A 22,565-nucleotide genomic window follows, 5' to 3' on the forward strand; every position below is an offset into this window, starting at 1 on the left:
GTCAGGTGTCAGGAATCGCGGTCTCGGCCTCGAACCGGTCGAAGAAGTCCTGCATGAACGCCCAGCGCGATTCGCCGTGGCGGCGACCGGGGGGCGTGTACAGCGCGTCCAGCCGCTCGCGCGCCCACTCGCGCAGCAGCGTCAGGTCGGGCGTACCGGCGTCGTCCGCGCCGGGGACCGACCCGGTGTCGATAGCCGCGTACTTCTCACCGGCGCGACCGGAGCGCTCGCCGACGATACACGCCAGGCGGACGAGTCCGACCGCCCCGGCGGCGTCCAGCTTGTCCGCGTCGAACAGCAGTTTCGCCGCCGGAGTCTCCGGCTCGGGGGAACTCGGCCGGATGCTGTGGCTCCGGAGACAGTGGACCACGGCGTCGACGCGGTCGGCCGCCACGCCTTCGGAGGCCAGCAGGTCCGAAGCCCGAGCGGCCGCCCACTCGCCGTGGTCGTCGATCTCACCGGTCCGTTCGAGCGGCCGGCCGACGTCGTGCAGCCAGGCCGCAGCGGCGAGAACGCCGCGGTCGACGGGTTCATCCCAGTCGGCGGCGAGCCGGAGCGACAGGTCGCGGACCCGCTTGGCGTGGAAGCTGTCGTGGGCGGGGAGGGCGTCGTCGTAGTACGGCATCGCCAGGTGGCGAGCGAGGGGTTCGAGATCCGGGGACATTACCGAGCGGTCGGCGGGCCGACACGATAGTGATTCTGGAACCGCCCGGCGCGCTTTTGCCGCTCGGCTCCCTACTATCGGGAATATGCTACTGGTACGCGGTCACGCGGGCGGGACGGCGCTGACGGGGACGCTCTACGAGCGCGGCGAGCGGCCGCCGACCTTCGAGGGCGCCCCCGACGAGGGCGCCCCCTACGTCTGGGTCTGCGACGAGTTCTACGAGGTCGAGTCGGGCGGACAGGTTCAGCGGATCGACGGGCAGGAGCGCCACGTGGCCTTCGAGGCGCCGACGGCCCGCGGCTTCGACACCCGCGAGACGGCGCTCGACGCGGCGAAAGAACACGTCCGCACGCAGTTCGCGCGGCTCGGGCTCGCGAGCGAAGACGTGGAGATCGAGGTGATCGAGAACCCCGACAGGGAGGAGCCGGACCTGTAGCGGTCGGCGAGAGGAACCGAAGCGAGTGAGGACGGTCGCTTACTGCACGTCCGACGAGGACGCGCGGTTGAGCAGGTAGACGGCGATCCCGCCCATGACGATGTCGAGCGCGAGCAGGACGGCCACCGCGGGGACGAGGGTGTCCCAGATCCCGCCGAAGCGGGTGACCTCGACCACAGTCATCACGTCCTGGTCGAGCATCAGCGCGCGGGCGGCGTCGACGCCGTAGGTGATCGGGTTGAAGGTCGCGACGGTCTGGATCCACCCGGGCATCGCCGACAGCGGGAGGAAGGCCGTCGAGACGAACAGCAGGGGGAACTGCAGGAGGTTCGCGCCGATGATCGTCGACTCCTGGTCCTTCGTGACGACGGCGAAGATGTTCGAGAGCGCGACGAACCACAGCGAGAAGAGGATCCCGATGAAGATGATGCCGACGGCGCCGAGCAATCCGGTGGCGACGTTAGCGCCGAGGAGCGTGCCGAGCCCGAGGATGATGGCGATCTGGACGACGATGCGGAGGATCTCGGCGGCGGTCTTGCCGAGGAACATCGCCGAGCGGCTCATCGGCATCACCAGCGTCTTCTCGAACAGTCCCTCCTCCATGTCGTTGACGAGACCGATCCCCGAGCCCGCGCCGGCCGCGAGCGACACCTGCATGGCGATAGCGGGCAGCAGGAACGTCTCGTAGGTGATCCCGCCGGTCGCTCCGCCGCTGATGGCGCCCGTCGCGACCTGGCCGAACACCTGCGTGAAGAGGACGAGGAAGATGATCGGCTGGACGAGCGACCCGACGACGACGAACGGGTTGCGCACCGCCTTGATGTTCCAGCGGACGAAGTTCACCCAGAAGTCGCCCAGGAAGGAGTTGCCCGACAAACGGTCGCCGGTCGGGCGGGCGGTCCCGCCGTCAGAGCGACGCTCCGAGGAGGTCTGGCTCGCTTCGCTCGCCGGACCGCCGTCGGTGTGAGTGCGGTCGGAGTGGTTGGAGTCGGCCGATCGGTCGCTCATTCGGCGGTCACCTCCGGGCCGGTCACGTCGCCGCGCTCGGCCGAGCGGTCCTCCGAGTCGAGTTCCTCGCCGGTGATCGCCAGGAACACGTCGTCGAGCGTCGGTGCGCGGATGTTGAAGCCGGTCACCGTGATCCCGGCGTCCCGGAGCGCGACGAGGAGGTCGGTCCCGTGCTGGCGCGCTCGCTCGGAGGTGACCGTGACGCCGTCGTCGGTGACCGCCACGTCGGCGTCGGCGCCGAACACGTCGCCGGTGCGGGCGATCTCGGCGGCGCGCTCGCGGGGGTCGTCGGTGTCTCCGGGGTCGCCGGCGATCTCGACGTCGAGGATCTCGCCGCCGACCCGTCGTTTCAGCTCCATCGGCGACCCCGTGGCGACGATCTCGCCGTCGAGGATGACCGAGATGCGGTCGCAGAGCTGGTCGGCCTCTTCGAGGTACTGCGTGGTGAGAAACAGGGTCGTCCCGCGCTCGTTGATGCGCTCGAAGTACTCCCAGAGGCGATTGCGGGCTTTGGGGTCGAGTCCCGTCGTCGGTTCGTCGAGGAACACGAGCGGGGGGCTGTGGACGAGCGCGGTCGCGGCGTCCAGCCGTTTTTTCATCCCACCGGAGAACTCGCCGGCGCGTTTGTCGCCCACGTCGGCCAGGTCGACCAGATCGAGCAGTTCGTCGATGCGGTCGGCGCGCTCGCTTTTGGGCACGCCGTAGGCCCGCGCGGCGAAGCGGATGTTCTCGCGAGCCGTGAGCTCCTCGTCGACGCTGGTCTCCTGGGCCATGTAGCCGATCGTCTCGCGGACGCGGCGGGACTCGCTGCGCACGTCGTAGCCGTTGACGGTGATGGACCCGCCCGTCGGCGCCAGCAGCGTCGCGAAGGTCTTGATCGTCGTCGTCTTCCCGGCGCCGTTGGGGCCGAGGAAGCCGAAGAACTCGCCTTTCGGGACCGCCAGATCGATCCCCCTGACTGCCTCCGTCCCGTCGGCGTACGTCAGTTCCACGCCGCTGGCCTCGATGGCGTTCCCGCGACCGTCTCCGGCGTCGCGGCCGCCGTCCGTTCGTGGCTTCCGTTCTCTCACGCGAGTGGGTTACGGCTACGCGCCCGTAGCCCTGGCCCTAATCCATTCGGGGTTTTATGTTGGCGTCGGCGCGGCGGAACTGCGCGACGAGGTGGCTCTGGGCGCGGCGCAGCCGCTCGGAACAGGAGGCGGGGGCGACGCCGAGTTCGTCGGCAACGTCGGCCGTCGAGGCGGTGCGGGGTACGTCGAAGTATCCCATCTCGTGGGCGAGGACGAGCGCCTCGCGCTGGGATTCGGTCATCCCGGGCGGGCGCGGGGCGTCGCCGTCGACGGCGCCGAACGGGCCGGACGTCGCGTCCTCGCCGACGTCGTCTCCGTCGACCTCGACGAGGCGGTCGAGACGGAACGTGAAGTCGTTGGTACGACAGAACTCGCGGAAGGCGTCGAACTCCTCGCGGTCGGCGAACCAGCGCCGCTCGGTCCAGCCGTCGGGCGTGACGGTGACGCGGTCGGGGACCGACTTGTTGTTCGCGAGGGTCTCCAGCCCCTCCGGCGGACCGCCGGTGGGTCGACACCGGTAGCGGCGCGCGTCGCCGTCGGCGACGACCATCGAGTGGTCGGTCACCGAGTCGGCCTCGGCGAACGCCGCCGCAACCGCTTCCCGGTCGGCCCCGACCGTCCGCACGACGAACTCCGGCGGCCCCGACGGCGCCGCCCGCACCGACTCGAACTCGACGGTCGCGTCGGGCACGCCCGCCGCCACGTCCACCAGCGCGAGCGACTCACCGGCCAGCCGAAACTCGGCGATCAGTCCCATGGGACGCAGGTGGGCCCCGAGCGTGTTAACCGATCGGTCGCGGCGGTCGATCCGTCCCGCCACGGGACCGTCGATCCGGGCGGGGTCCGGCGATCGAACGGTCGCGCGGGAAGCGGGTTAAATCGCCGTTTGAGCCTTCAGCGGACCTTTGATGCGCCCGTTCGAAGGAGGAGGTATGCGAGCGAACCCGCCCTCCGACGGCGACCTGCCGTTCGCCGACCGCAGCCCCGGCCGCTCCGCGACCCGCGAGCCCCCTCGCACCGAGGACATCCACCTGCGCAACTACGACCGCGAGTGCGGGTACGACCTCGACGTGACCGTTCTCGGGCGCGGCGAGGACCCGGTCTTCGAGTCGCGGTACTTCTGCCAGCCCGGCGAGGTGATCGCCGTCGAGAACGTCCTCCCGCCCGGCGAGTACGAGGTCGTCGTCGAACTCGACAACCGCCGCGAGGTGGCCACCGAGTGCCGCGTCAGTTCCGCCCCCGGCCACACCGTCCGGGTCGAAGTCGGCAACGGCACCGTGAGCCTGACCGAAGGGCTGTACTGACCGCGCCGTCGCCGCGCTTCGGCGCGACGGACGGTCGCGAGGATTCGGTGACACGCGGGCGCCAGGGGCGTCCCGGCGCCTCCGTCGCCGAGTCGTGAGTCCGGCGTCGCTCAGTCGTCGGCCGGCGACGCCGCCGCGTCGCCTTCACCGGCTGGCACACCGCCTCCCTCACGCACCTCGATCGCTTCGATCAGCAACTCGGCCACGTCGACGATTTCGATGTCGTCCTCGAAGCCACCGGTCTTGCGGCCGTCCTCGAACATCGTGGTACACATCGGGCAGGCGACGACGAACTTCTCGACGGCGGGGCCGACGGCCGTGTCCTCGACGGCCTCGCGCAGCCGTTCCTCGCTCGGCTTGGGGTCTTCGTCGAACTCCATCCAGAGGCCGCCACCGCCGCCGCCACAACAGAAGGAGTCGCTCCGGTTGCGCGGCATCTCCGCCAGCTCGCAGCCCGTCGCGCGGACGAGGTCGCGGGGGGCCTCGTACTCGCCGTTGTACCGCCCGAGGTGACAGGGGTCGTGGTAGGTGACGGTGTAGTCGAGTTCGTCGCCGCGCAGGCCGAGTCGGCCCTCGTCGACCAGATCCTCGACGACCTGGGTCCAGTGGAAGACGGGGGCGCCGTCCCAGTTGTCCTCGGGCACCTCCATCATCGGGTCGTCGGCGAACGCCTCGAAGTCGACCTCGGGGTACTCGTTGTCGAAGGTGTTAAACGCGTGGGGGTCGGTGCAGACGATCCGCTCGAACTCGCAGTCCTCGAAGGCGCTCACCATGGTCGCGGCCTGCTCGACGAAGAGGAACTCCTCGCCGACGCGGCGCACGTCGTTGCCGTCGTACACCTCGTCGTCGTAGCAGATGCCGTAGTCCACGTCCGCCCGCTCGAAGATCCTGGCGAGCGAGCGAGCCACCCGCTTGTTCCGGTCGTCGAAGCTCGGGTAGTCGCCGACGTACCAGAGGTACTCGACGGACTCCTCGCGGGCGTCCGTGGGTTCGGCGTCGAGGTCGTCGGCCCACTGGGCGCGGGTCCGCTGTGACTCGCCGAAGGTGTTGCCCTGCTGCATCACGTTCTGGAAGGCGTCCTGCACGTTGCGGTCGAGGTCGCCCTGGTCGACGAGCTGGCGGTTCATCCGGGTGAACGAATCGAGGTGTTCGATCTCGACGGGACAGGCGTCCATACAGGCCATACACGACATGCAGGACTCCATCGTCTCGGCGTCGATAACGGAGCGACCCCCGTCGGCGACGATGTCGACCGCCTCGCCGCCGGCGTCGCGGCTCTCGCGGTAGTTCTTCAGGTCGAGGATCACGTCCCGCGGGTCGAGCGGGCGGCCGGCGGCCTTGGCGGGGCAGGCCGTCGAGCAGCGGCCGCAGTTGGTGCAGGCGTCCTGGTCGAGCAACTCCTTCCAGGTGAAATCGTCGATAGATTCGGCGTTGGTCGCGTCCAGATCGGCGGGGACGCCGGGGAGTCGGCGGCCGGCGTCTTCGTCGCGGGCGACGACGTTGGCCGCCGAGGCGAGCATGTGGAACGGCTTTCCCAGCGGGAGCGCCGCGACAAAGGCCAGCGCGAGTATCGAGTGGCTCCACCAGACGAGCGGGTACGCGGCCTCGGCCGCGGCGGGGGTCACGCCCACGCCGTCGAGGGCGACGGCGACCGCCCACCCGACGAAGCTCACCGTTTCGAAGTCCGGGAAGTTCTGCCCGAGGATGCGAACCCCCTCGGTGAGGTAGCCGCCGACGCCCAGCAGGAACAGGGCCCAGACGAAGAGGTCGTCCTCGGCGGAGGTGTGGCGGCCCCACAGGCGGCCGTCGCGGGCGGCGTAGCGACGGTAGAGGAAGACGCCGAGGCCGACGACGAACAGCAGGCCCATCGCGTCGACGACGAAGGAGTAGGAGAGATAGAAGTCGCCGACGAAAAAGGAGTCGCCGGTGAGCGGGCCGTACACGTCCATGTCGATGCCGAGGATGGTGGTCGCGATGAGGAGGGTGAGAAAGCCCCAGAGGACGAACGCGTGGGCGAGCCCCGCGACGAGGTCGCCGTCGCGCAGGGTTCGGTTCGAGAGGATCGTGCCGGCGGCGCCGACGACCCGCTGGGGGAGGTCGTCGAGCCGATTCAGCGGGTCCTCGCGGCCCTCGGCGTAGCGGGCGACGCGACGGTACGACCCCAGCAGGAAGACGGCGATGGCGACGGCGGCCAGATAGTAGAACGCCGCCTTCCCGACGGGGCCGATCCCCCAAAACGTCGGGCGGGTCGGCGCGTCGGCCTGGAGCAAGAGCATACTAGAACGCGGTGGGACGCGCCCTTAACGTTTGTCACGATCCCACACGGGCACGGTTCACAATCGTTGTTCCGTTTGTCGGTTTCGCCGGTTGCGGGCGCCGCCGAGCCGGCGACGACCGTGCCGACCGGCCGCAGGTGTCAACAATTATTTAGGTGTGCGTCCCTGCAGTGCGGTTCGGGCAATGGACGAAAAGACAGAGGAACTGCGGGACATCTTCATGGACGTTTCCGACGAGGAGACGGTCACGGAGACCCAGGAGGAGCCGCGGGGCTCCATCGCGGACCAGCCGGACGAGGCGACGATCCGCGAGCGCCTGCGGGGGGTAATCGAGGCGCTCGCCGACCGCTACGACTTCGACTCGACGTTCGAGACGGAGACGTACGTCGACCTGGTCCGGGGGTTCTACGACGAGGGGTCCGACGAGGGGATCGCCGACGACCTCGGCCTCTCGCCCGAGGAAGTGTTCCGCGCACGCATGGATCTGCACCTGTTCCGGGGGGACGACACGGAGGCGCCGTTCGACGTCTGCGAACTGCGCCGCCGTCGCGACGCCGACGATGCGACGTTGGCCGCCGAGTTCGGCGTCGACGAGTCGACGCTGGCCCACTACCGCCGCGTCGTCGACGCCCAGGACGCCGCCCGGGCGGCGAACCACCGCTACCGCACCGAGTTCGACGAGATATGCACCGACGCCGCCATCTCCGGGTCGCTCACCGAGAGCGTGACGGAGGACGGCCTCGACGAGGCCGCCGAGGACATCGAGACCAACGTCTCGTTCTGAGTGGCGGCCCCGGACTCGATCTTTCTCGCTCGCCGAACGGTCGACGACTCCGACCAGTGCCACCGAGAATTTAAGACCGAAAGCCGGGCCACCGCCGTGTATGCACACGTTCCGCGACGTGGCGACGGCGGCGTACTGCCCGCGGAAGCTCTACTACCGTCACCGCGACCCCTCGGCCGACGAGGACGTTCCACAGGAGGTCCACGCTCGCCGGGACCTGGCCTTTCGCTACCCGGAACTGCTCGATTCGGACCCCGAGATACAGGCCGCCCCCATCGAGGTCACGCCCACGCAGTATCGCTCGCGACTCGGCCGTCTGCGAGCGAGTCTCGACGCCTGGGACGACCTGGTCGACCCCGCCGGCCGCGACGTGTTGCTGGAGGGGCGGGAGTGTCGCGGTATCGCCCACAAGGTCCTGTCGGGCCCGCCGCGGCCGTCGCTGGTGTTCGCGGGCGCTCCGCCCGACCAGGGAGTCTGGGAACCCCAGACCGTCCGGCTGGTCGCTGCCGCGAAGGCGCTGGCCTGGGAACGCGAAACGACCGTCGAGAGCGCCATCGCCGAGTATCCCGCCTACGGCGTCGTCCGTGAGGTGCCGCTCACGACGCGCCGGAAGGCGACCTACCGCTCGGCCGTCCGCACCGCCGACGCCATCGACGGCCCGCCCTCGCGGACTCCCAACCGCGAGAAGTGCTCGCCCTGCGACTATCAGGGCCAGTGCGGCGTGACGACCCGCTCGCTGAAATCGATGTTGTGAGGGGCGCTGTGGTCGGTCGCGCTCGGATCACCGCTGGCGCGTCGATACCCGGACGACCCCCCGGTTTCGGGTCGAACTACTCGGTGTCCGCGTGGTCGGCGAGCCACGCCTCGATCTCGTCGGCCATCGCGCCGCGGCGATGGACGTCGCCCGATTCGGCGTCGACGACGGTGCTCTCCATCCCGTCGGTGCGGCCGCCGTCGACCATCGCGCTCACCCGGTCCCGGACCTCGTCGCTCAACTCGTCGAGTTCACGGACGCTCCCGGTTCCCGAGAGATTGGCGCTCGTAGCGGTCACGGGCACGCCGGCGGCCTCGAACAGGTCGAGCGCGAGGTCGTGGTCGGGGACGCGAACACCCACTCGCTCGCGGCCGGCGGTCAGCACGTCGGGGACGACGTCGCGGCGCTGGACGACGACGGTCACCGGGCCGGGGAGGAACGCCCGCATGAACCGCAGTTCCCGCTCGGTCGGGTCGACGTACTCGGTCGCGCGCTCGACGCTCGGGACCCCCAGCGAGACGGGTTTGTCGCGGTCCCGGCCCTTGACTTCGAAGACCCGCTCGACCGCCTCGGCGTCGACGGCGTTCGCACCCATCCCGTAGACCGTCTCTGTGGGGTAGACCGCGAGGTCGCCGTCCGCGATGGCTCGTGCGGCGCGCTTCACGTCGCTCATTGTCGGTGTTCCGTCGGTCGTCGGCAAAAGCGTGACGCGATTCGCTCGCTAGGAGTTGGATCGACGGTACTCGACGGAGACCGCAGGCCATGACAGCCCTCGACCCGCTCGCTCGGAGATGTCCTGACCGCAAGTGACAGCAAGCGATGAAAGCCCTCGACGCGCTCGCGGTCGCTGAGGCGGGATATCCGCGCTCTCCGCACCGCCCGCGCGGATAGTCGCCCGCTCAGGCGACCACCTAAACGCGAGCGCGCCTCGCCCTTTCAGTCCGCCAGGGGCCGAACCCGCCCCGCACGGCACCGCAAACGGCCTCTTACCTCCCCAGCCTCTTGCGTTGCTCGCAGGCTGCGCTACTCATCCCTCGCGCGGCTGTTTCGAGCGGCCCGCCAGGAGGCGGGCACGCTCGACAGCACGCGCCACGGTGGCCGTCTCGTATCCGTTCCGCACCTCGGTAACCCTCCTCAGTCGTCGGCTTCGGCCTGTTCGGCGCGGGGGACGGTGACGTCGGTGAGGTTGGCTTCGATCTCCTCGCGGCGGTCCCCGAACGTCCCGGGGAGGACGAGCCGGCCGCCCAGATCGTCGAGCGGTTCGTCGCTGTCGTAGCCGGGGTCGCTCGTGGCGAGTTCGAAGAGGACGCCGCCGTGTTCGCGGACGTACACCGATCGGAACCAGTGGCGGTCGATCTGCTGGGTGGGACTGAGCCCGCGCGAGCGGATGGCCGAGCGCATCGCCGCCTGGTCGTCGTCGGTCGGCGTCTGGAAGGCGACGTGGTGGACCGTCCCGTGGCCCTGGCGACCGCCCTGAATGGTCGGGAGCACGTCGACGTACTGCCCGACGGTGCCGGTGGCTTCGAATCGGGTGCGCTCGTCGCCGGGCGTGTCGCCCTCGGCCTCCTCGGTGCCGACGCGTTCGAGACCCATCGTCTCCAGTAGCTCCTCGGTGGGCTGGGGGTCGGCGAGCCACAGCGTCACCGAGTGGAACCCGCGGATGGCGGACTCCTCGGGGACGAACTCCGTCCACGGGACGGTGGGGTCGTCGTCGGGGATCTCGGTCTCGACCAGCTCGACGGGGAGGCCGTCGGGGTCTTCGAAGGGGAGGACGGTCTCGCCGAACCGGTCGACGCGGTCGTCGTAGTCGACGCCGTAGTCGTCGAACCGGTCCTCCCAGTAGTCGAGGCTCCCCTCGGGCACGCGGAAGGCGGTCCGGGAGACCTGGCCGGAGCCGACCTTGCCGCGGCTCATCCCCTCCCAGGGGAAGAAAGTCATGCTCGTCCCGGGGGTCCCCTCCGCGTCGGCGAAGAAGAAGTGGTAGGTGCCGGGGTCGTCCTGGTTGATCGACCGTTTGACGAGCCGCAGTCCAAGGGTCTCGACCCAGAAGTCCATGTTCCGCTGGGGGTCGCCCGCGATACAGGTGACGTGGTGGATGCCCGGTGTCGGGTTCGGATCTGCCATTACGACTACGTAGGCGCTCGCGGTACTTCAAAAGGCGCTGACATCGATGTCACCGGGTCCCGCCGGTGTCGGTGGCGCGCGGGGGCGCCCGTCGTTCCGCCGAATCGGGTTACAGCTCGTCCATCGCGGCCTCGACGTCGTCGTAGTCGGGGAAGTCGGGCCACTCCTCGGCGACCCAGGCGTACTGGACGACGCGTTCGCCGTCGAGGACGAAGACGGCGGGCCGAGGCTCTTCGACCCCGGCCATCCCGTCCAGATCGTTGACGATGTCGAAGCGCTCGGCGACTCCGTTGCTCGGGTCGGAGTACAGCCGCGCGTCGACGCCGCGGTCGTCCAGCAGGTCGGCGTGTTCGTACGGCGAGGAGATGGAGAGGCCGACGACCTGGCAGTCCTCGCGGTCGAGCCACCCGCGGTCGCGGACCTCGTTCCAGACGTACGTCGCCGGGAAGGCGCCGTCCATCGAGTGGAACAGGAGGACGACGGGCGCCTCGTCGGTCAGATCCGAGAGCGCCACGTCCTCCCAGAACTCGGTGCCGACGAGCGGCCGCTCGAAGTCGGGGACGCGGTCGCCGACCTCGGGGTGGTCGGTCTCGGGGAGGTCGACGACCTCGAAGGGCAGGTCCATTCAGGCGCCTCCCTTCGAACGCTCGCCGTAGGTGGCGTCGAGGTACTCGACTATATTGGCGCTCTCGGACATCGTGACCCCGGTCGACTCGTCGACGATGGCCGGCACGGAGCGCTTGCCGGTGAGCCGCTGGACGGCGTCGCGGTCGCTGTGCATCGGTTCGACGAACCGCGAGCGGTAGTCGAGGTCGTACGCCTCCAGCGTGCGGACGACCCGCTCGCAGAACGGGCAGGCCTGCAGCCGGTAGAGCGTGATGGCTGGGTCGCTCATCTCGACGGAGATAGGGCCAACAGCCGGGTAAGCGCTTCGCCCCCGGCAGTCCCCGAAGTCGGCGGCCGGGACCGCCTCAGGTCCCGACGGCGCCCACCTGCACCCTCCAGAGGTCGGCGTATTTGCCGTCCAACTCGAGCAGTTCGTCGTGGGTGCCCTGTTCGACGACCCGCCCGTCGTCCATGACGACGATGCGGTCGGCGTCGCGCACGGTCGAGAGGCGGTGGGCGACGACGAAGGTGGTGCGGTCTTCGGTCACCGCGTCGAGCGAGCGCTGGATCAGCACCTCGGTCCGGTTGTCGACGTGGCTGGTCGCCTCGTCGAAGACGAGCATCGGGGGGTCGGCCAGCAGGACGCGGGCGATAGCGATCCGCTGGCGCTGGCCGCCAGAGAGCATGACGCCGCGCTCGCCGACCTCGGCGTCGTACCCCTCCTCCAGGTCGGCGATGAACTCGTGGGCGCCGGCCTCGCGGGCGGCGCGCTCGATGTCCTCTTCGGTGGCCCCGTCGACGGCGTAGCCGATGTTCTCGCGGATCGTCCCGGTGAACAGGAACGGGTCCTGGGCGACGTAGCCGATCGCGGTGCGGAGGCTCTCGCGGCTGATCTCGCGCACGTCGGTCCCGTCGACGCGGACGCTCCCCTCGTCGGGGTCGTAGTACGCCTGCAGGAGCTTGAGCAGGGTGGACTTGCCGGCGCCGGTCTCGCCGACGAGCCCGACCGTCTCCTCCGGCTCGACGTCGAGGTCGACGTCGTGGAGGACGCGCTCGTCGGTCCCCGGATACGAGAACGAGACCCCGTCGTACTCGACGCGGCCCTCGGGGTCGTCGAGTTCGGTCCGGCCGTCCTCGCGGGGCGGTTCGATGCGCTGGACGCCGAGGATGCGCTTGGCGGCGGCGGTGGCGCCCTTGTAGAGGCCGGTCACCCAGGCGAGGAATCGGACGGGGAGGACGAGCTGCTGGGTGTAGTACATGAACGGGACGAGTTCGCCGGCGGTGATGGTACCCGGGAGGAACCAGAAGCGGCTGTCGATGGCCCACTCGGTGCCGACGAACAGCGTCGCGACGAACGCGGCGCCGGCGAGCATCCGCAGCGCCGGCTGGTGGCCGACGCCGACCATGTGGGCCCGCCAGCTCGCGGTTCGGTGGGTGGCCGACTGGTCGGTGACGCGGTCGGTCTCGTGGCCCTCGCCGCCGAAGGCCTTGACCGTCTGGATGCCGCTGATGTTCGTCTCGAGGAGGGCGTTGAGGAGGCCTGTCTCCTCGCGCACGTCGTCGTTGCGCGCCTCGTGGCGGGCGCCGAACCAGACGTTCGCGGCCAGCAACAGCGGCGCGACGGCGACCGAGATGAGGGCGAGCTGCCAGTTCAGTAGCGCCATGTAGACGACTGAGCTTGCGAACATCGCGGCGGCGACGACCCCGAGGTTGGGGCCGACTTCGAGGAACTGCTCCAGCGCGTTCACGTCGTTGTTGAGGACGCTCATCACCTCGCCGGTCTGCTGGGTGTCGAAAAATCCCATGTCCAGGCGCTGGACGCGGTCGAAGGCGTCGACCCTGATGCGGTGGAGGGTGCGCTGGGCGAACAGGAACAGCGAGTACTCCGCGAAGATGCCGAAGCTCATGTCGACGAGCTTCAGCCCGACCAGCAGCGCGGCGGTGAACCAGAGCATCCCGGTCGGGTCGGCCGGGATCCACCCCGCCGGCACGAGCGGCAGGTCGTAGGCCCGGTCGTTGAACATCGCGTCGAACGCCAGCCCGACGACGAACATGTCGAGGTTCGAGAGGAACTGGGCGATCACCGAGGAGACGCTGCCGGCGCCGAGCCACCGCAGGTTCCCGCGGCCGCCGTCGCGCAGCAGCGAGGGGAGCGGCCAGCGCACGTCGTCGGCCGCCGCCGCGATCCGGCCGCGTTCGCGGTCGTCGTCGGAGTCCGCCTCCTCGTCGCTCGCGGCGCGGCCGCTCGCGTTCCCCGAGGACTCGCCTTGCTCGTCCTCGCCACTCATCGCGACACCTCCCCGTCGACCGCCGACTCGATGCGCTCGGAGGGCCGATCCTCCGCCCGGGCCCGCTGCAGGAACGCCTCGGAGACGGCGTCGGTGTCGCCGACCTGTACCCGCCAGAGGTCGGCGTAGAGGCCGTCGCGCTCGACGAGTTCCTCGTGGCTCCCCTGCTCGACGACGCGGCCGTCGTCGACGACGACGATGGTGTCCGCGTTCCTGACCGTCGACAGCCGGTGGGCGATGGCCAGCGTCGTCCGCTCGCCGGCCAGCGCGTCGATGCTCTCCTGGATCTGGCGCTCGGTCTCGTTGTCGACGTGGCTGGTCGCCTCGTCTAAGACGAGGATCTCCGGCTCGCGCAACAGGGCGCGGGCGATGGCGATCCGCTGGCGCTGGCCGCCCGAGAGGCTCTCGCCGCGCTCGCCGACCTGTGTGTCGTAGCCGTCGTCGAGACCGGTGACGAACTCGTGGGCGCCCGCCAGCTTCGCGGCGTGTTCGATGTCCTCGTCACTGGCGTCGTCGACCCCGTATCCGATGTTCTGGCGGATCGTCCCGTAGAAGAGGAACGGGTCCTGGCTGACGTACCCGAGGTGTTCGCGCAGGCTGCGCGGGGACACGTCGGTCACGTCCTGGCCGTCGACGGTGACGGTGCCCGCGTCGGCCTCGTAGAAGCGAAAGAGCAGTTTCGTGATCGTCGACTTGCCGGCGCCGGTGGGGCCGACGATGCCGACGAGCGAGCCCGGCTCTGCCGTGAAGCTCACGTCCCTCAGCTGCTGCTCGTCGCTGCTCTCGTAGCCGAAGTCGACGCGGTCGTACTCGATGCGGCCCTCCGTGACGCGGAGGTCGTCGCCGGTCTCGTTCGCCTGCCGGTCGGTTTCGAGGACGGCCACGATGCGCTTGCTCGACGCGAGGGCGTTCTCGTAGCTGTCGAGCACGTCGAGCATGAGCTGGCGGATCGGGCCGTAGAACGATTTGCTGTACAGCAGGAACGTGAGGAGAGTCCCGGCGGTCAGCGAGCGGCCGAGGAACGGCGGCGCGCCGTTGAGGTTGATGTAGGCGCCGACGGCGAACAGCCCGACGAACGAGTACGACGACACCGACCAGCTGCTGTAGTTGAAGATGAGTCGCAAACGGATGACCGACCAGTTGCGGTCGCGGTACTCGCGGGAGGCGTCGGCGACGGCCGTCCGCTCGCGGTCCTCGCGGGCGAAGCTCTTGACGGTCGCGATGCCGTCGATGCTGTCCTCCAGGCGCGCGTTGATCCGCCCGACGCTCTCGCGGACGTCCTCGTAGACGGGCTCGACGCGAGTCGTGTACCAGCGACCGAGCAACGCGAGCCCGACCGGGAGCACGAGCAACAGCGCCGCCAGCCGGACGTGCAACAGCGCCATGAACGCGAAGGCGACGGCGATCTGGGTGACGAAGCGCAGCCCCTCGACGGCGTTGTTGCCGAAGCCGTTGAGGTTGCTCACGTCGTTGTTGAGGACGCTCATCACGTCACCGGTCTGGCGTCGGTCGAAGAAGTCCATCTCCCGGCCGACCAGCGCGTCGAAGGTGTCGACGCGGATGTCGTGCAGCGTGCGCAGGCGAGCGGTACCGGCGACCCGGCCGGAGAGCCAGGTCAGCGCGCCGTCCAGCGCGAACGCGCCGACGAGCAGGCCGATGGTGAAGGTGACCTGGCCCTCCGTCGTCGTCGGGACCCACCCGCTGGGAACCAGCGGGAGGTCGTAGGGCGTGCTCGACAGGAGGATGGCGTCGAGCGCCACGCCGACGACCAGCGCGGGGACGCGCTGTGGGATCTGGGCGAGCGCCGTGCCGACGATGGCGACGGCGTAGCGGGCGCCGTAGGGGCTGGCGTACCGCCGGATCAGGTGGACCAGCGGGTTGTCGACGTGGTCGGGCACCTCGTACTCGGGGGTGTCGGACGATTCGCTCACTCGTAGTCACCTCGGGGGAGGGCGGCGGGGCGATGGCGCGGCGTCCATCGATCTGTCGTCGGGTCCCGGAAAGCGCTGGCGGTGGTGTGTGAAGCGGTGGCGCGCGGGACGCGGTCGGCCGCCGGCGAGCGGGTCGGCCGACTCACGCGTCGCCCTCCCCGAGGTAGTCGTCGACCATCGCCACCACGCCGTCGAGGACTGGGTCGACCCGCTCGTCGTCGGCGAAGATGGCGCGGCGGTTCTGCCCCGAGCGGATGGCCGCGACGAAGGTGACCGCGAACGGTTCGGGCTCCACGTCGCGGAACTGTCCGGACTCGATCCCCTCCTCGACGGCGTCGGTGACGAACCCCTCCAGGAACTCCGAATCGTACTCGACGGCGTCGCGCAGGCGGTCGTCGTAGGGGGCCTGGGCCTCGATCTCCAGCAGCATCCGGGAGAACTCGACGGTCTCCTGAAACCCCTCGCCCTCCGGCGTTCTGAGCATGTACCGGGCCAGTTCGAGCAGTCGCTCGCGCGGGTCGTCGCTGTCGGCGCGCTCGCGGACCTCGTCGGTGAGGTGGTCCAGCCCGTTCGTGAACATCGCGAAGACGAGATCCTCCTTCGTGTCGTAGTGATAGTGGACGAGCGACTGGCTCACGCCCGCTTCGTCGGCGACCGCCTGGGTGGTGAACGCGTCGAAGCCGTCCTCGACCAGCACGTCGAACGCCGCCCAGCGGATCTCGTCGGCCGTCGAGGGCTCGTCGCCGCCGTCGGCGGTCGCGTCGGCGGCGTCGTCGGACCGACCGTCCGGTGGATCGCCCTCGGTCGTCGCGCTCTCGTCCGCGGCGTCGTCGGTCATGCTCTTGATTGAGTATTCAATCAAATAAAGGACTGGCGGTCGCGGAAGCGGCGACCCGGACCGATCGAATGCGGCGAATACGGGTAGAAGCGGCGGCGGCCGGGGATCAGTCCGCGGCCGTCGCGGCCGCTTCCTCCTCCTCGACGACGGTGTCGGTCCAGGTGCCACGGAGGAACCAGGCACCGACGATCAGCGCCGAGCCGACGTGCATGACGGCGATGGCCCACCAGGCGCCGGTGGTGCCCATGTCGAAGTTCGTCACGAGGACCCACGCGGGGACGACCTGCAGGCCCCAGACGGCGGTGACCGACATGATCATCGCGGCGCGGGTGTTGCCGGCGCCGTTGAAACAGCCTTTGATGACGTGGAATGTGCCCATGAACGCGAAGGTGGGAGCGACGATCACCATGTACGTCTCCCCGATATCGACGATCCGGTCGGCCTCCTCGCCGACGATGAAGACGCCGACGATGTCCCGCGCCCAGTAGATCCCGGCGGCGCTGACGACGACGTAGGCGGCGACGAGCATGCCGACGGCGAGATAGACGGCCTTTCGGGCGCGGTCGGCGCGGCGCGCGCCGAGGTTCTGGCCGACCGCCGTCTCGACGCCCATCCCCAGCCCGACCGCGGGGAGGAAGACGAACGAGGTCAGCCGGGCGGTGATGCCGAAGGCGGCGACGGCCGTCGAGCCGATGACCGCGACGATGGCCGTCATCGCGGTGTACGACAGCGCGCCGGAGCTCTGTTCGATGCTGGCGGGGTAGCCGATCTCGATTATCTTCCGGACGGTCGCCCGCTCCAGTCGCAGGTCGGCCAGCGACAGCGAGAGGCCGAGTCGGCCCGAAAATAGCAGGGCGACTCCCGGGATCGTCGCGAGCGCGCGAGAGAGGACCGTCGCCATCGCCGCGCCCTCGACGCCGTGGCCGGTGAACCCCGTCGCGGCGAGCAGGTCCGCTTCGAGCCCGCGCATGCCGAGGATACCGAACAGGGGGTTGTCGACGAACCCGAAGATGAAGATCGGGTCGAGGACGACGTTGACGGCGACGCTGACGGCCATCAGGTACATCGGCGTTCGGGTGTCGCCCCAGCCTCTGAGGAGCGACTGGAAGACGAAGAAGCCGAACATGAACCAGACGCCGAGGAAGATCACCCGCATGTACTCCAGGGAGTAGGTGAACACCGTGGTCCCGGGATCGGCGCCGATGAGCCGGAGGAACGCGGGCGCGAGCAGGTAGCCGACGGCGCCCAGCGCCAGCGAGAACAACGTGACGAACGCCAGCGTCTGGCCCGCCACCTCGTTGACCCGTTCGAGGTTGCCGGCGCCCTTGTGCTGGGCGACGAGGACGCTCCCGGCCAGCGTCAGTCCGCCGCCCAGCGAGATGAGCACGAACACGGGCGGCCAGGAAAAGGAGAGGGCGCTGACGGCGTCGCCGCCCAGCCGGCCGACCCAGAACGTGTCGACGAGGTTGTACACCACCTGAAGCAGCTGCGTGAAGACGATCGGCGCCGATAGAGCCACCAGCGGCCGAAGGAGCGACCCCTCGGTCAGGTCGTAGTCGGTGTCCCGAGCCGGTTCGTCCGGCCGACCGTCCTCCGAGATATCCGCCGTTTCGGCCGACGACTCGTCCGGTGCATCCGTCACGCGGTCACGCCCCTCCGTCGTCGGCGCCGTCGGGCACGCCGTCCGCCATCAGCAGGTCGTCGATCAGGTACGCCTCGATCCCGGCGAACGCCTCGTCGGTCGGGGCGGCGTCGCCGAGGATCACGTCGTGCGATTGGGCGCCCTCGATGGTCGAGCGGAACAGCGCGGCGTAGCGCTCGGGGTCCACGTCGCGGAACGCCCCTTCGTCGATCCCCTCGCGGACGATGTCGGCGACGACGCCGCGGATGAGCCGGTCGTTCTCGACGAGTTGCTCCTGCAGGTCCGGCTCGAAGGGGGCCTGGGCGCGCATTCCGAGCAGCGCGGTGTGGAAATCGCGAGTCGCCGCGTCGTCGCCCAGGCCGACCACGACGATCTCGGCCATCCGGAGCAGTCGCTCGCGCGGGTCGTCCGGGCCGCCCCCCTCGACCTCGTCGATGAACTCGTCGAGCAGGTGCGAGAGGAACGCGACCATCAGGTCCGCCTTCGAGTCGTAGTGGTAGTGGATGAGCGACTTGCTCTTCTCGAACTCGTCGGCGATGGCCTGGACCGTCAGGTCGGCGTACCCGTGGTTCGCGAGCGCGCGAAAGGTGGCGTCCATGATCGCCGCGCGCGTCGAATCGTCCCCCGACATATCTGACTGAATGGCCAGTCGATATATAAATCATTGCCGATCAGACCCTGAGAATCGGGGGACAACGCTCAAGGGATCGTATCAGAGAGTACGACGGGAGCGACGACGATGGAGGGATCGAACACGGCGGAATCGGACGCGGACGGAGCCGACACGGGCGACGCGTCGGGGTCGGTTCGGGGCGTCGCCGAGCGGCTGGTCCCGGGGCCGGTCCGGCGCAGCTACGCCCTGAAGTTCGCGGTCGCGATGGCAGTCGTGATCCTGCTGGTCGCGGTCGTCGGCGTCGGAAGCTACGTCCAGATCCGGGGGATCATCGAGGACGACGCGGAGCACACGCTCCGGTCGACAGCGACGCTGCAGGCCGACTCGGTCGGCGAGTGGATGACGAGCATGCGGGCGCAGGTACGTGGATTCTCGGGCTCGAACGTCTACGCCACCGAGGACCCCGAACGGATCGGCGAGACGCTGGACGCCTTGCGGGCACAGGCCAGTACGGACGTGGCGGGGATCCACTACGTCGACGCCGACGGGACGGTCCTCGCGAGCACGGTCGCCGACGTGGAGGGGAGCGCGGTCGACACGAGGCGCCCGGAGTGGACGGCGCCGATCGCGGCGGCGCGGAACGCGTCGGGCGGCGAGTGGCGCGTCGGCGTCTCGGACCGGGCCTACGAGTCCAACGGTCGCCTGCTGATGGCCTTCGCCGGACGGGTCCGCGTCGGCGAGGGCGTACTCGTCGTCGTCGGTGACGTGCGCGGCGACTTCGAACAGCTCCACCGGGCCCGCTCGATCGTCCGGACGCAGCTGCTGAACCCCGAGGGGCGGAACGTGTTCGCCTCCCGGCAGACGGCGCCGAGCCCGTTGGCGGAGACGGCTGCCTTCGAGCGGGCGGTCGCGGGGGAGTCGGCGAGCCGCGAGCGGGCCTCGGACGTGGTCGCGTTCGCGCCGGTCCCCGACAGCCCGTGGGTCGTCGTGACCGAGGCGCCCAAGTCGCAGCTCTACCAGGCCAGCGAGACGGTCGGGCGGAACGTGGTCGTCCTCGTCGTCGCCTCGATCACGACGCTGGCGGTCGTCGGGTTCGTCCTCGGCCGCGGGACCGTCGTCCCGCTGCGCCGGCTGCGCCGGCGCGCGGAAGCCATGGCGGACGGCGACCTCGACGTGGACCTCTCGACGAGCCGCGAGGACGAGATCGGACGGCTGTTCGTCGCGTTCGACAACATGCGCGAGGCGCTGCGGAGCCAGATCCGGGAGGCGGAGGCGGCACGCGAGCGCACCGAACGCTCGCGGGCGGAACTACAGCGGCAGAACGAACGGCTCGACCAGTTCGCCAGCACCGTCAGCCACGACCTGCGCAACCCCCTGAACGTCGCCAGCGGCCACCTCCAACTGATCGATGGGAAAGTCGACGACCTCGGAGCGGAGGGCGTCGAGGCGCTGGATCCCCACGTCGAGACGATCGACGACGCCCACCTTCGGATGGAGGAGATCATCGACGACGTGCTGACGCTGGCCCGGCAGGGCCGGGACATCGAGGAGACGCAGTCGGTCGATCTGGCGACCGTCGCCCGCGACGCCTGGGCGACCGTCGACAGCGGGTCGGCGACGCTGTCGGTGCCCGAGAGCCGCACTATCGCGGCAGACCCCGACCGCCTCCGGCAGGCCTTCGAGAACTGCTTCCGGAACGCCGTGGAACACGGTTCCACGAGCCCGGATTCGCAGGCTCAGCAGGGCACCGACGGAGCAAGCTCCGTCGAGCCGTCGGGCGCTGACGCGCCCGACGACGCCGTCGAACACGGACTCCCCGACGACGGCACGGAGAGCGACGGGCTGACTGTCACGGTCGAACTCACCGAGGACGGCTTCGCCGTCGCCGACGACGGCGCCGGCATCCCGGCCGACACCGTCGACGAGGTCTTCGAATACGGCCACACGACCGACGAAGACGGGACCGGCTTCGGCCTCGCGATCGTCGAAACCGTCGTCGAGGCCCACGGCTGGTCGGTCGCCGTCGACCCAGACCACGACGGCGCCCGCTTCGTCGTCTCCGACGTGTTCGACGACGCCACCGACACCGACAGCCCAGAAGGCTGACGTATCCCGCACAGAATCGCACTCGATAACTGTTGTGTACCTTCCTACACACGGTTCGATACCTCTTATGTGCGATTCGCTTTCAGGAATCTCTACTGATAACTACGACGCTACCATTTTAGGGGTCACGCCGAAACCGACGTGTATGCGAAGGCGACGGTTCCTGTCGGGCGCCGCTGCCGGGTCGCTCGCGGGCCTGGCGGGCTGTGGGGACGTTCTCGGGTCCGATGGGCGGTCGGGACCGGCGGGGCCGCCGCGGCTGTCGGTCGACGGGCGGTGGCTCACCGACCCGTCGGGGGGCCGTGTCGTCCTGCGGGGCGTGAACGTCCCCGGGCCGGTGTGGGGGCGCGAGCGGGCCGACGCCCGCGGGAAGGGGTACCGGGAGACCCTGGAACTCGCCACCGACGCCGGGGCGGGCTGGCACAGCCGCGTCCTCCGGGTTCCCGCGACGCCCCAGACCCTCGCCAACGTGGGCGTCGAGCGGTTCGCGAACGAGTATCTCGACGAGGCGGTGGCGCTGGCGGCCGAGCGGGGCGTCTACCTGCTGATCGACTATCACGCGACCGAGCGCTACGACACGGACGCCATCGACGACCGACTGCGGACGTTCTGGCGGACGGTCGCGCCGCGGTACGCCGACGAGAGCCACGTCCTCTACGAGCTGTTCAACGAGCCCACCGAGCCGGCGACGGGCGGGATCGAGGCCTGGCGGACCTGGACTGAGTACGCCGAGCCCTGGGTACGGTTCGTCCGCGAGCGGGCGCCGGAGACGCCGGTCGTCGTCGGCTCGCCGCGGTGGTCGTCGCTGACCGCCTACGCCGCCGAGGAGCCGTTCGCCGACGACAACGTCGTCTATTCGGCCCATGTCTACCCCTCCTGGGAACCGGAGACCTGGGAGGCGACGTTCGGCGACCCGGCGCTGTCCGTGCCGGTGTTCGTCACCGAGTGGGGGTACGCCGACGACGCGAACGTCGACTCTCACTTCGCCGCCACGACGGGGTCGTGGGGTCGTCCCTTCCGGGAGTGGCTCGCCAGCCACGACAACGTCGGCTGGTGCGCCCGCGCGTTCGACTCCCAGTGGGTCCCGCCGATGTTCGACGCCGAGTGGAACCTCCGCGGGGGCGACCGGTACATGGGCGAGCTCGTCAAGCGGTGGCTGGCGGCCGAGCGCGAGCGCCACTGGCCGCCGGCGGGCGCGGACGCGCCGACCGCGACGGCGACGCCGACCGGCCGACCGCCAGGCGCCCCGGAGAGCCTCGGCCTCTCGTCGATCGGAGAGACGGCGGCGACGCTCGTGTGGGTGGCGCCCACTGACTCGGGCGGCGACGACGTGGTGCAGTATCGTATCGCGCTCGGCGACGACGACCCGCGGGTCCTCCGCGGCTCGCGCCAGTCGTACGAGCTGACGGGGCTCAACCCGGGCGAGCGATACGCAGTGAGCGCCACCGCGGTCGACGGGGCCGGTCGCGAGTCCCGGCCCGCGACCGCCGAGTTCACGACCGCCGCGTCCGCCGAGGCGGCGGCGACGATCCCTGCCGCGGGCGACGCGCCGGCCGTCGACCGGTCGGTCGAGGACGCCTGGGCCGACACGCCGCCCCACCCGATCGACACCCGAGTCTGGGCCGAGCAGGCGTCGGACGTGACCGGCGAGTGGCGGGCGCTGTGGGACGGGCGCGCGCTGTACGTCCTCGTCACGGTGGCCGACGAGGCGGTGCTGGACCACGACGCGGTCGAGCTGTACCTCGACCTGGCCCACGACGGCGGCGACGAGTACGACGGCGTCGACGACCTCCAGCTCGTCGTCGAGGCCGGATCCGGCCGGCTGACTCCGGGTGCCAACTCGGCCACCGTGGACCCCGTCGACGCGACCGTGACCGAGACGGGCGACGGCTGGCGGGCCGAAATCGCGGTGCCCTGGGAACCCTACGGCGTCGCGCCCTTCGTCGGCGACCGCCTCGGCATGGACGTTCACGTCGTCGACGACGCCGAAGGGGGCATCAGGCGCGACGCGAAGGTCGCCTGGTACGACGAGTCCGACGCCGTCTGGGAGACGCCCTCGGCGATGGCCACCGTCGCGCTCGGCCGCTGAGCGCGGCCGGCGCGTCACCGGTTCGCAGTCGG

The 22,565-nt window shown here is 70.0% G+C and carries 20 protein-coding genes; 6 read left to right on the plus strand and 14 right to left on the minus strand.

Annotated features, from left to right (window positions below):
- Position 1: 1 nt before the first annotated feature.
- The gene (locus C475_RS03495; RefSeq protein ID WP_006882384.1) at positions 2–664 is read right to left on the minus strand and encodes an HD domain-containing protein; all 663 of its coding nucleotides are present in this window, start codon (positions 662–664) and stop codon (positions 2–4) included.
- An 85-nt stretch (positions 665–749) separates the two neighbouring features.
- Here C475_RS03495 and C475_RS03500 point away from each other — a divergent pair, with 85 nt between their 5' ends.
- On the plus strand, positions 750–1,100 hold the full coding sequence (locus C475_RS03500) for a DUF7113 family protein (RefSeq protein ID WP_006882385.1): 351 nt from the start codon (positions 750–752) through the stop codon (positions 1,098–1,100).
- Between the two features lie 39 nt (positions 1,101–1,139).
- Here the strand turns inward: C475_RS03500 and C475_RS03505 are convergent, their stop codons facing one another.
- The 3 genes from C475_RS03505 to C475_RS03515 are packed head-to-tail and all read right to left on the minus strand — an operon-like array spanning position 1,140 to position 3,935.
- Positions 1,140–2,108 carry an ABC transporter permease gene (locus C475_RS03505; protein WP_006882386.1) on the minus strand — a complete coding sequence of 323 codons (969 nt, stop codon included), beginning with the start codon at positions 2,106–2,108 and terminating at the stop codon, positions 1,140–1,142.
- Entirely contained in the window at positions 2,105–3,178 is a 1,074-nt protein-coding gene (locus C475_RS03510; protein ID WP_006882387.1) for an ABC transporter ATP-binding protein, read from the minus strand. Before C475_RS03510 ends, C475_RS03505 begins: the two co-directional genes overlap by 4 nt.
- Before the next feature lie 37 nt (positions 3,179–3,215).
- Positions 3,216–3,935 (minus strand): helix-turn-helix domain-containing protein, encoded by a 720-nt coding sequence (locus tag C475_RS03515; RefSeq protein WP_082223234.1) that lies wholly within the window; start codon positions 3,933–3,935, stop codon positions 3,216–3,218.
- 175 nt (positions 3,936–4,110) lie between these two features.
- On the opposite strand from C475_RS03515, the gene C475_RS03520 reads away from it, so the two are divergent.
- Positions 4,111–4,482 (plus strand): hypothetical protein, encoded by a 372-nt coding sequence (locus tag C475_RS03520; RefSeq protein ID WP_006882389.1) that lies wholly within the window; start codon positions 4,111–4,113, stop codon positions 4,480–4,482.
- Positions 4,483–4,592: 110 nt separating this feature from the next.
- Here C475_RS03520 and C475_RS03525 read toward each other — a convergent pair whose 3' ends face one another.
- A complete protein-coding gene (locus tag C475_RS03525; RefSeq protein ID WP_006882390.1) occupies positions 4,593–6,758 on the minus strand; it encodes a heterodisulfide reductase-related iron-sulfur binding cluster in 2,166 nt (721 codons plus the stop codon).
- A gap of 184 nt (positions 6,759–6,942) precedes the next feature.
- On the opposite strand from C475_RS03525, the gene C475_RS03530 reads away from it, so the two are divergent.
- Both C475_RS03530 and C475_RS03535 read left to right on the plus strand, forming a co-directional pair.
- Positions 6,943–7,542: a hypothetical protein gene (locus C475_RS03530; protein WP_006882391.1), complete on the plus strand. Its 600-nt coding sequence runs from the start codon at positions 6,943–6,945 to the stop codon at positions 7,540–7,542.
- Positions 7,543–7,642: 100 nt separating this feature from the next.
- Positions 7,643–8,296, plus strand: a complete 654-nt coding sequence (locus tag C475_RS03535; protein WP_006882392.1) for a CRISPR-associated protein Cas4 — start codon at positions 7,643–7,645, stop codon at positions 8,294–8,296.
- A 76-nt stretch (positions 8,297–8,372) separates the two neighbouring features.
- Here the strand turns inward: C475_RS03535 and C475_RS03540 are convergent, their stop codons facing one another.
- From C475_RS03540 to C475_RS03580, 9 genes are all read right to left on the minus strand, one after another.
- Positions 8,373–8,969: an L-threonylcarbamoyladenylate synthase gene (locus C475_RS03540; protein ID WP_006882393.1), complete on the minus strand. Its 597-nt coding sequence runs from the start codon at positions 8,967–8,969 to the stop codon at positions 8,373–8,375.
- A gap of 461 nt (positions 8,970–9,430) precedes the next feature.
- Complete coding sequence (locus C475_RS03545; RefSeq protein ID WP_006882394.1) at positions 9,431–10,420, minus strand: ring-cleaving dioxygenase; 990 nt, start codon at positions 10,418–10,420, stop codon at positions 9,431–9,433.
- 109 nt (positions 10,421–10,529) lie between these two features.
- Positions 10,530–11,045 carry a redoxin domain-containing protein gene (locus C475_RS03550; RefSeq protein WP_006882395.1) on the minus strand — a complete coding sequence of 172 codons (516 nt, stop codon included), beginning with the start codon at positions 11,043–11,045 and terminating at the stop codon, positions 10,530–10,532.
- Positions 11,046–11,315, minus strand: coding sequence for a glutaredoxin family protein (locus tag C475_RS03555; RefSeq protein WP_006882396.1), 270 nt, complete (start codon positions 11,313–11,315; stop codon positions 11,046–11,048).
- Between the two features lie 76 nt (positions 11,316–11,391).
- Complete coding sequence (locus C475_RS03560; RefSeq protein ID WP_006882397.1) at positions 11,392–13,314, minus strand: ABC transporter ATP-binding protein; 1,923 nt, start codon at positions 13,312–13,314, stop codon at positions 11,392–11,394.
- Entirely contained in the window at positions 13,311–15,245 is a 1,935-nt protein-coding gene (locus C475_RS03565) for an ABC transporter ATP-binding protein (protein ID WP_006882398.1), read from the minus strand. The genes C475_RS03560 and C475_RS03565 overlap by 4 nt, the downstream gene beginning before the upstream one ends.
- Before the next feature lie 142 nt (positions 15,246–15,387).
- Complete coding sequence (locus C475_RS03570) at positions 15,388–16,083, minus strand: TetR/AcrR family transcriptional regulator (RefSeq protein WP_006882399.1); 696 nt, start codon at positions 16,081–16,083, stop codon at positions 15,388–15,390.
- Positions 16,084–16,189: 106 nt separating this feature from the next.
- On the minus strand, positions 16,190–17,683 hold the full coding sequence (locus tag C475_RS03575; RefSeq protein ID WP_049930035.1) for an MATE family efflux transporter: 1,494 nt from the start codon (positions 17,681–17,683) through the stop codon (positions 16,190–16,192).
- 46 nt (positions 17,684–17,729) lie between these two features.
- Positions 17,730–18,356 carry a TetR/AcrR family transcriptional regulator gene (locus C475_RS03580; protein ID WP_006882401.1) on the minus strand — a complete coding sequence of 209 codons (627 nt, stop codon included), beginning with the start codon at positions 18,354–18,356 and terminating at the stop codon, positions 17,730–17,732.
- A gap of 108 nt (positions 18,357–18,464) precedes the next feature.
- On the opposite strand from C475_RS03580, the gene C475_RS03585 reads away from it, so the two are divergent.
- Both C475_RS03585 and C475_RS03590 read left to right on the plus strand, forming a co-directional pair.
- Positions 18,465–20,444: a sensor histidine kinase gene (locus C475_RS03585; RefSeq protein WP_006882402.1), complete on the plus strand. Its 1,980-nt coding sequence runs from the start codon at positions 18,465–18,467 to the stop codon at positions 20,442–20,444.
- 145 nt (positions 20,445–20,589) lie between these two features.
- A complete protein-coding gene (locus tag C475_RS03590; RefSeq protein ID WP_006882403.1) occupies positions 20,590–22,533 on the plus strand; it encodes a cellulase family glycosylhydrolase in 1,944 nt (647 codons plus the stop codon).
- Positions 22,534–22,565: the final 32 nt, after the last annotated feature.

Source organism: Halosimplex carlsbadense 2-9-1 (genome assembly GCF_000337455.1).
In the GTDB taxonomy this organism is placed as follows: Archaea; Halobacteriota; Halobacteria; order Halobacteriales; family Haloarculaceae; genus Halosimplex; species Halosimplex carlsbadense.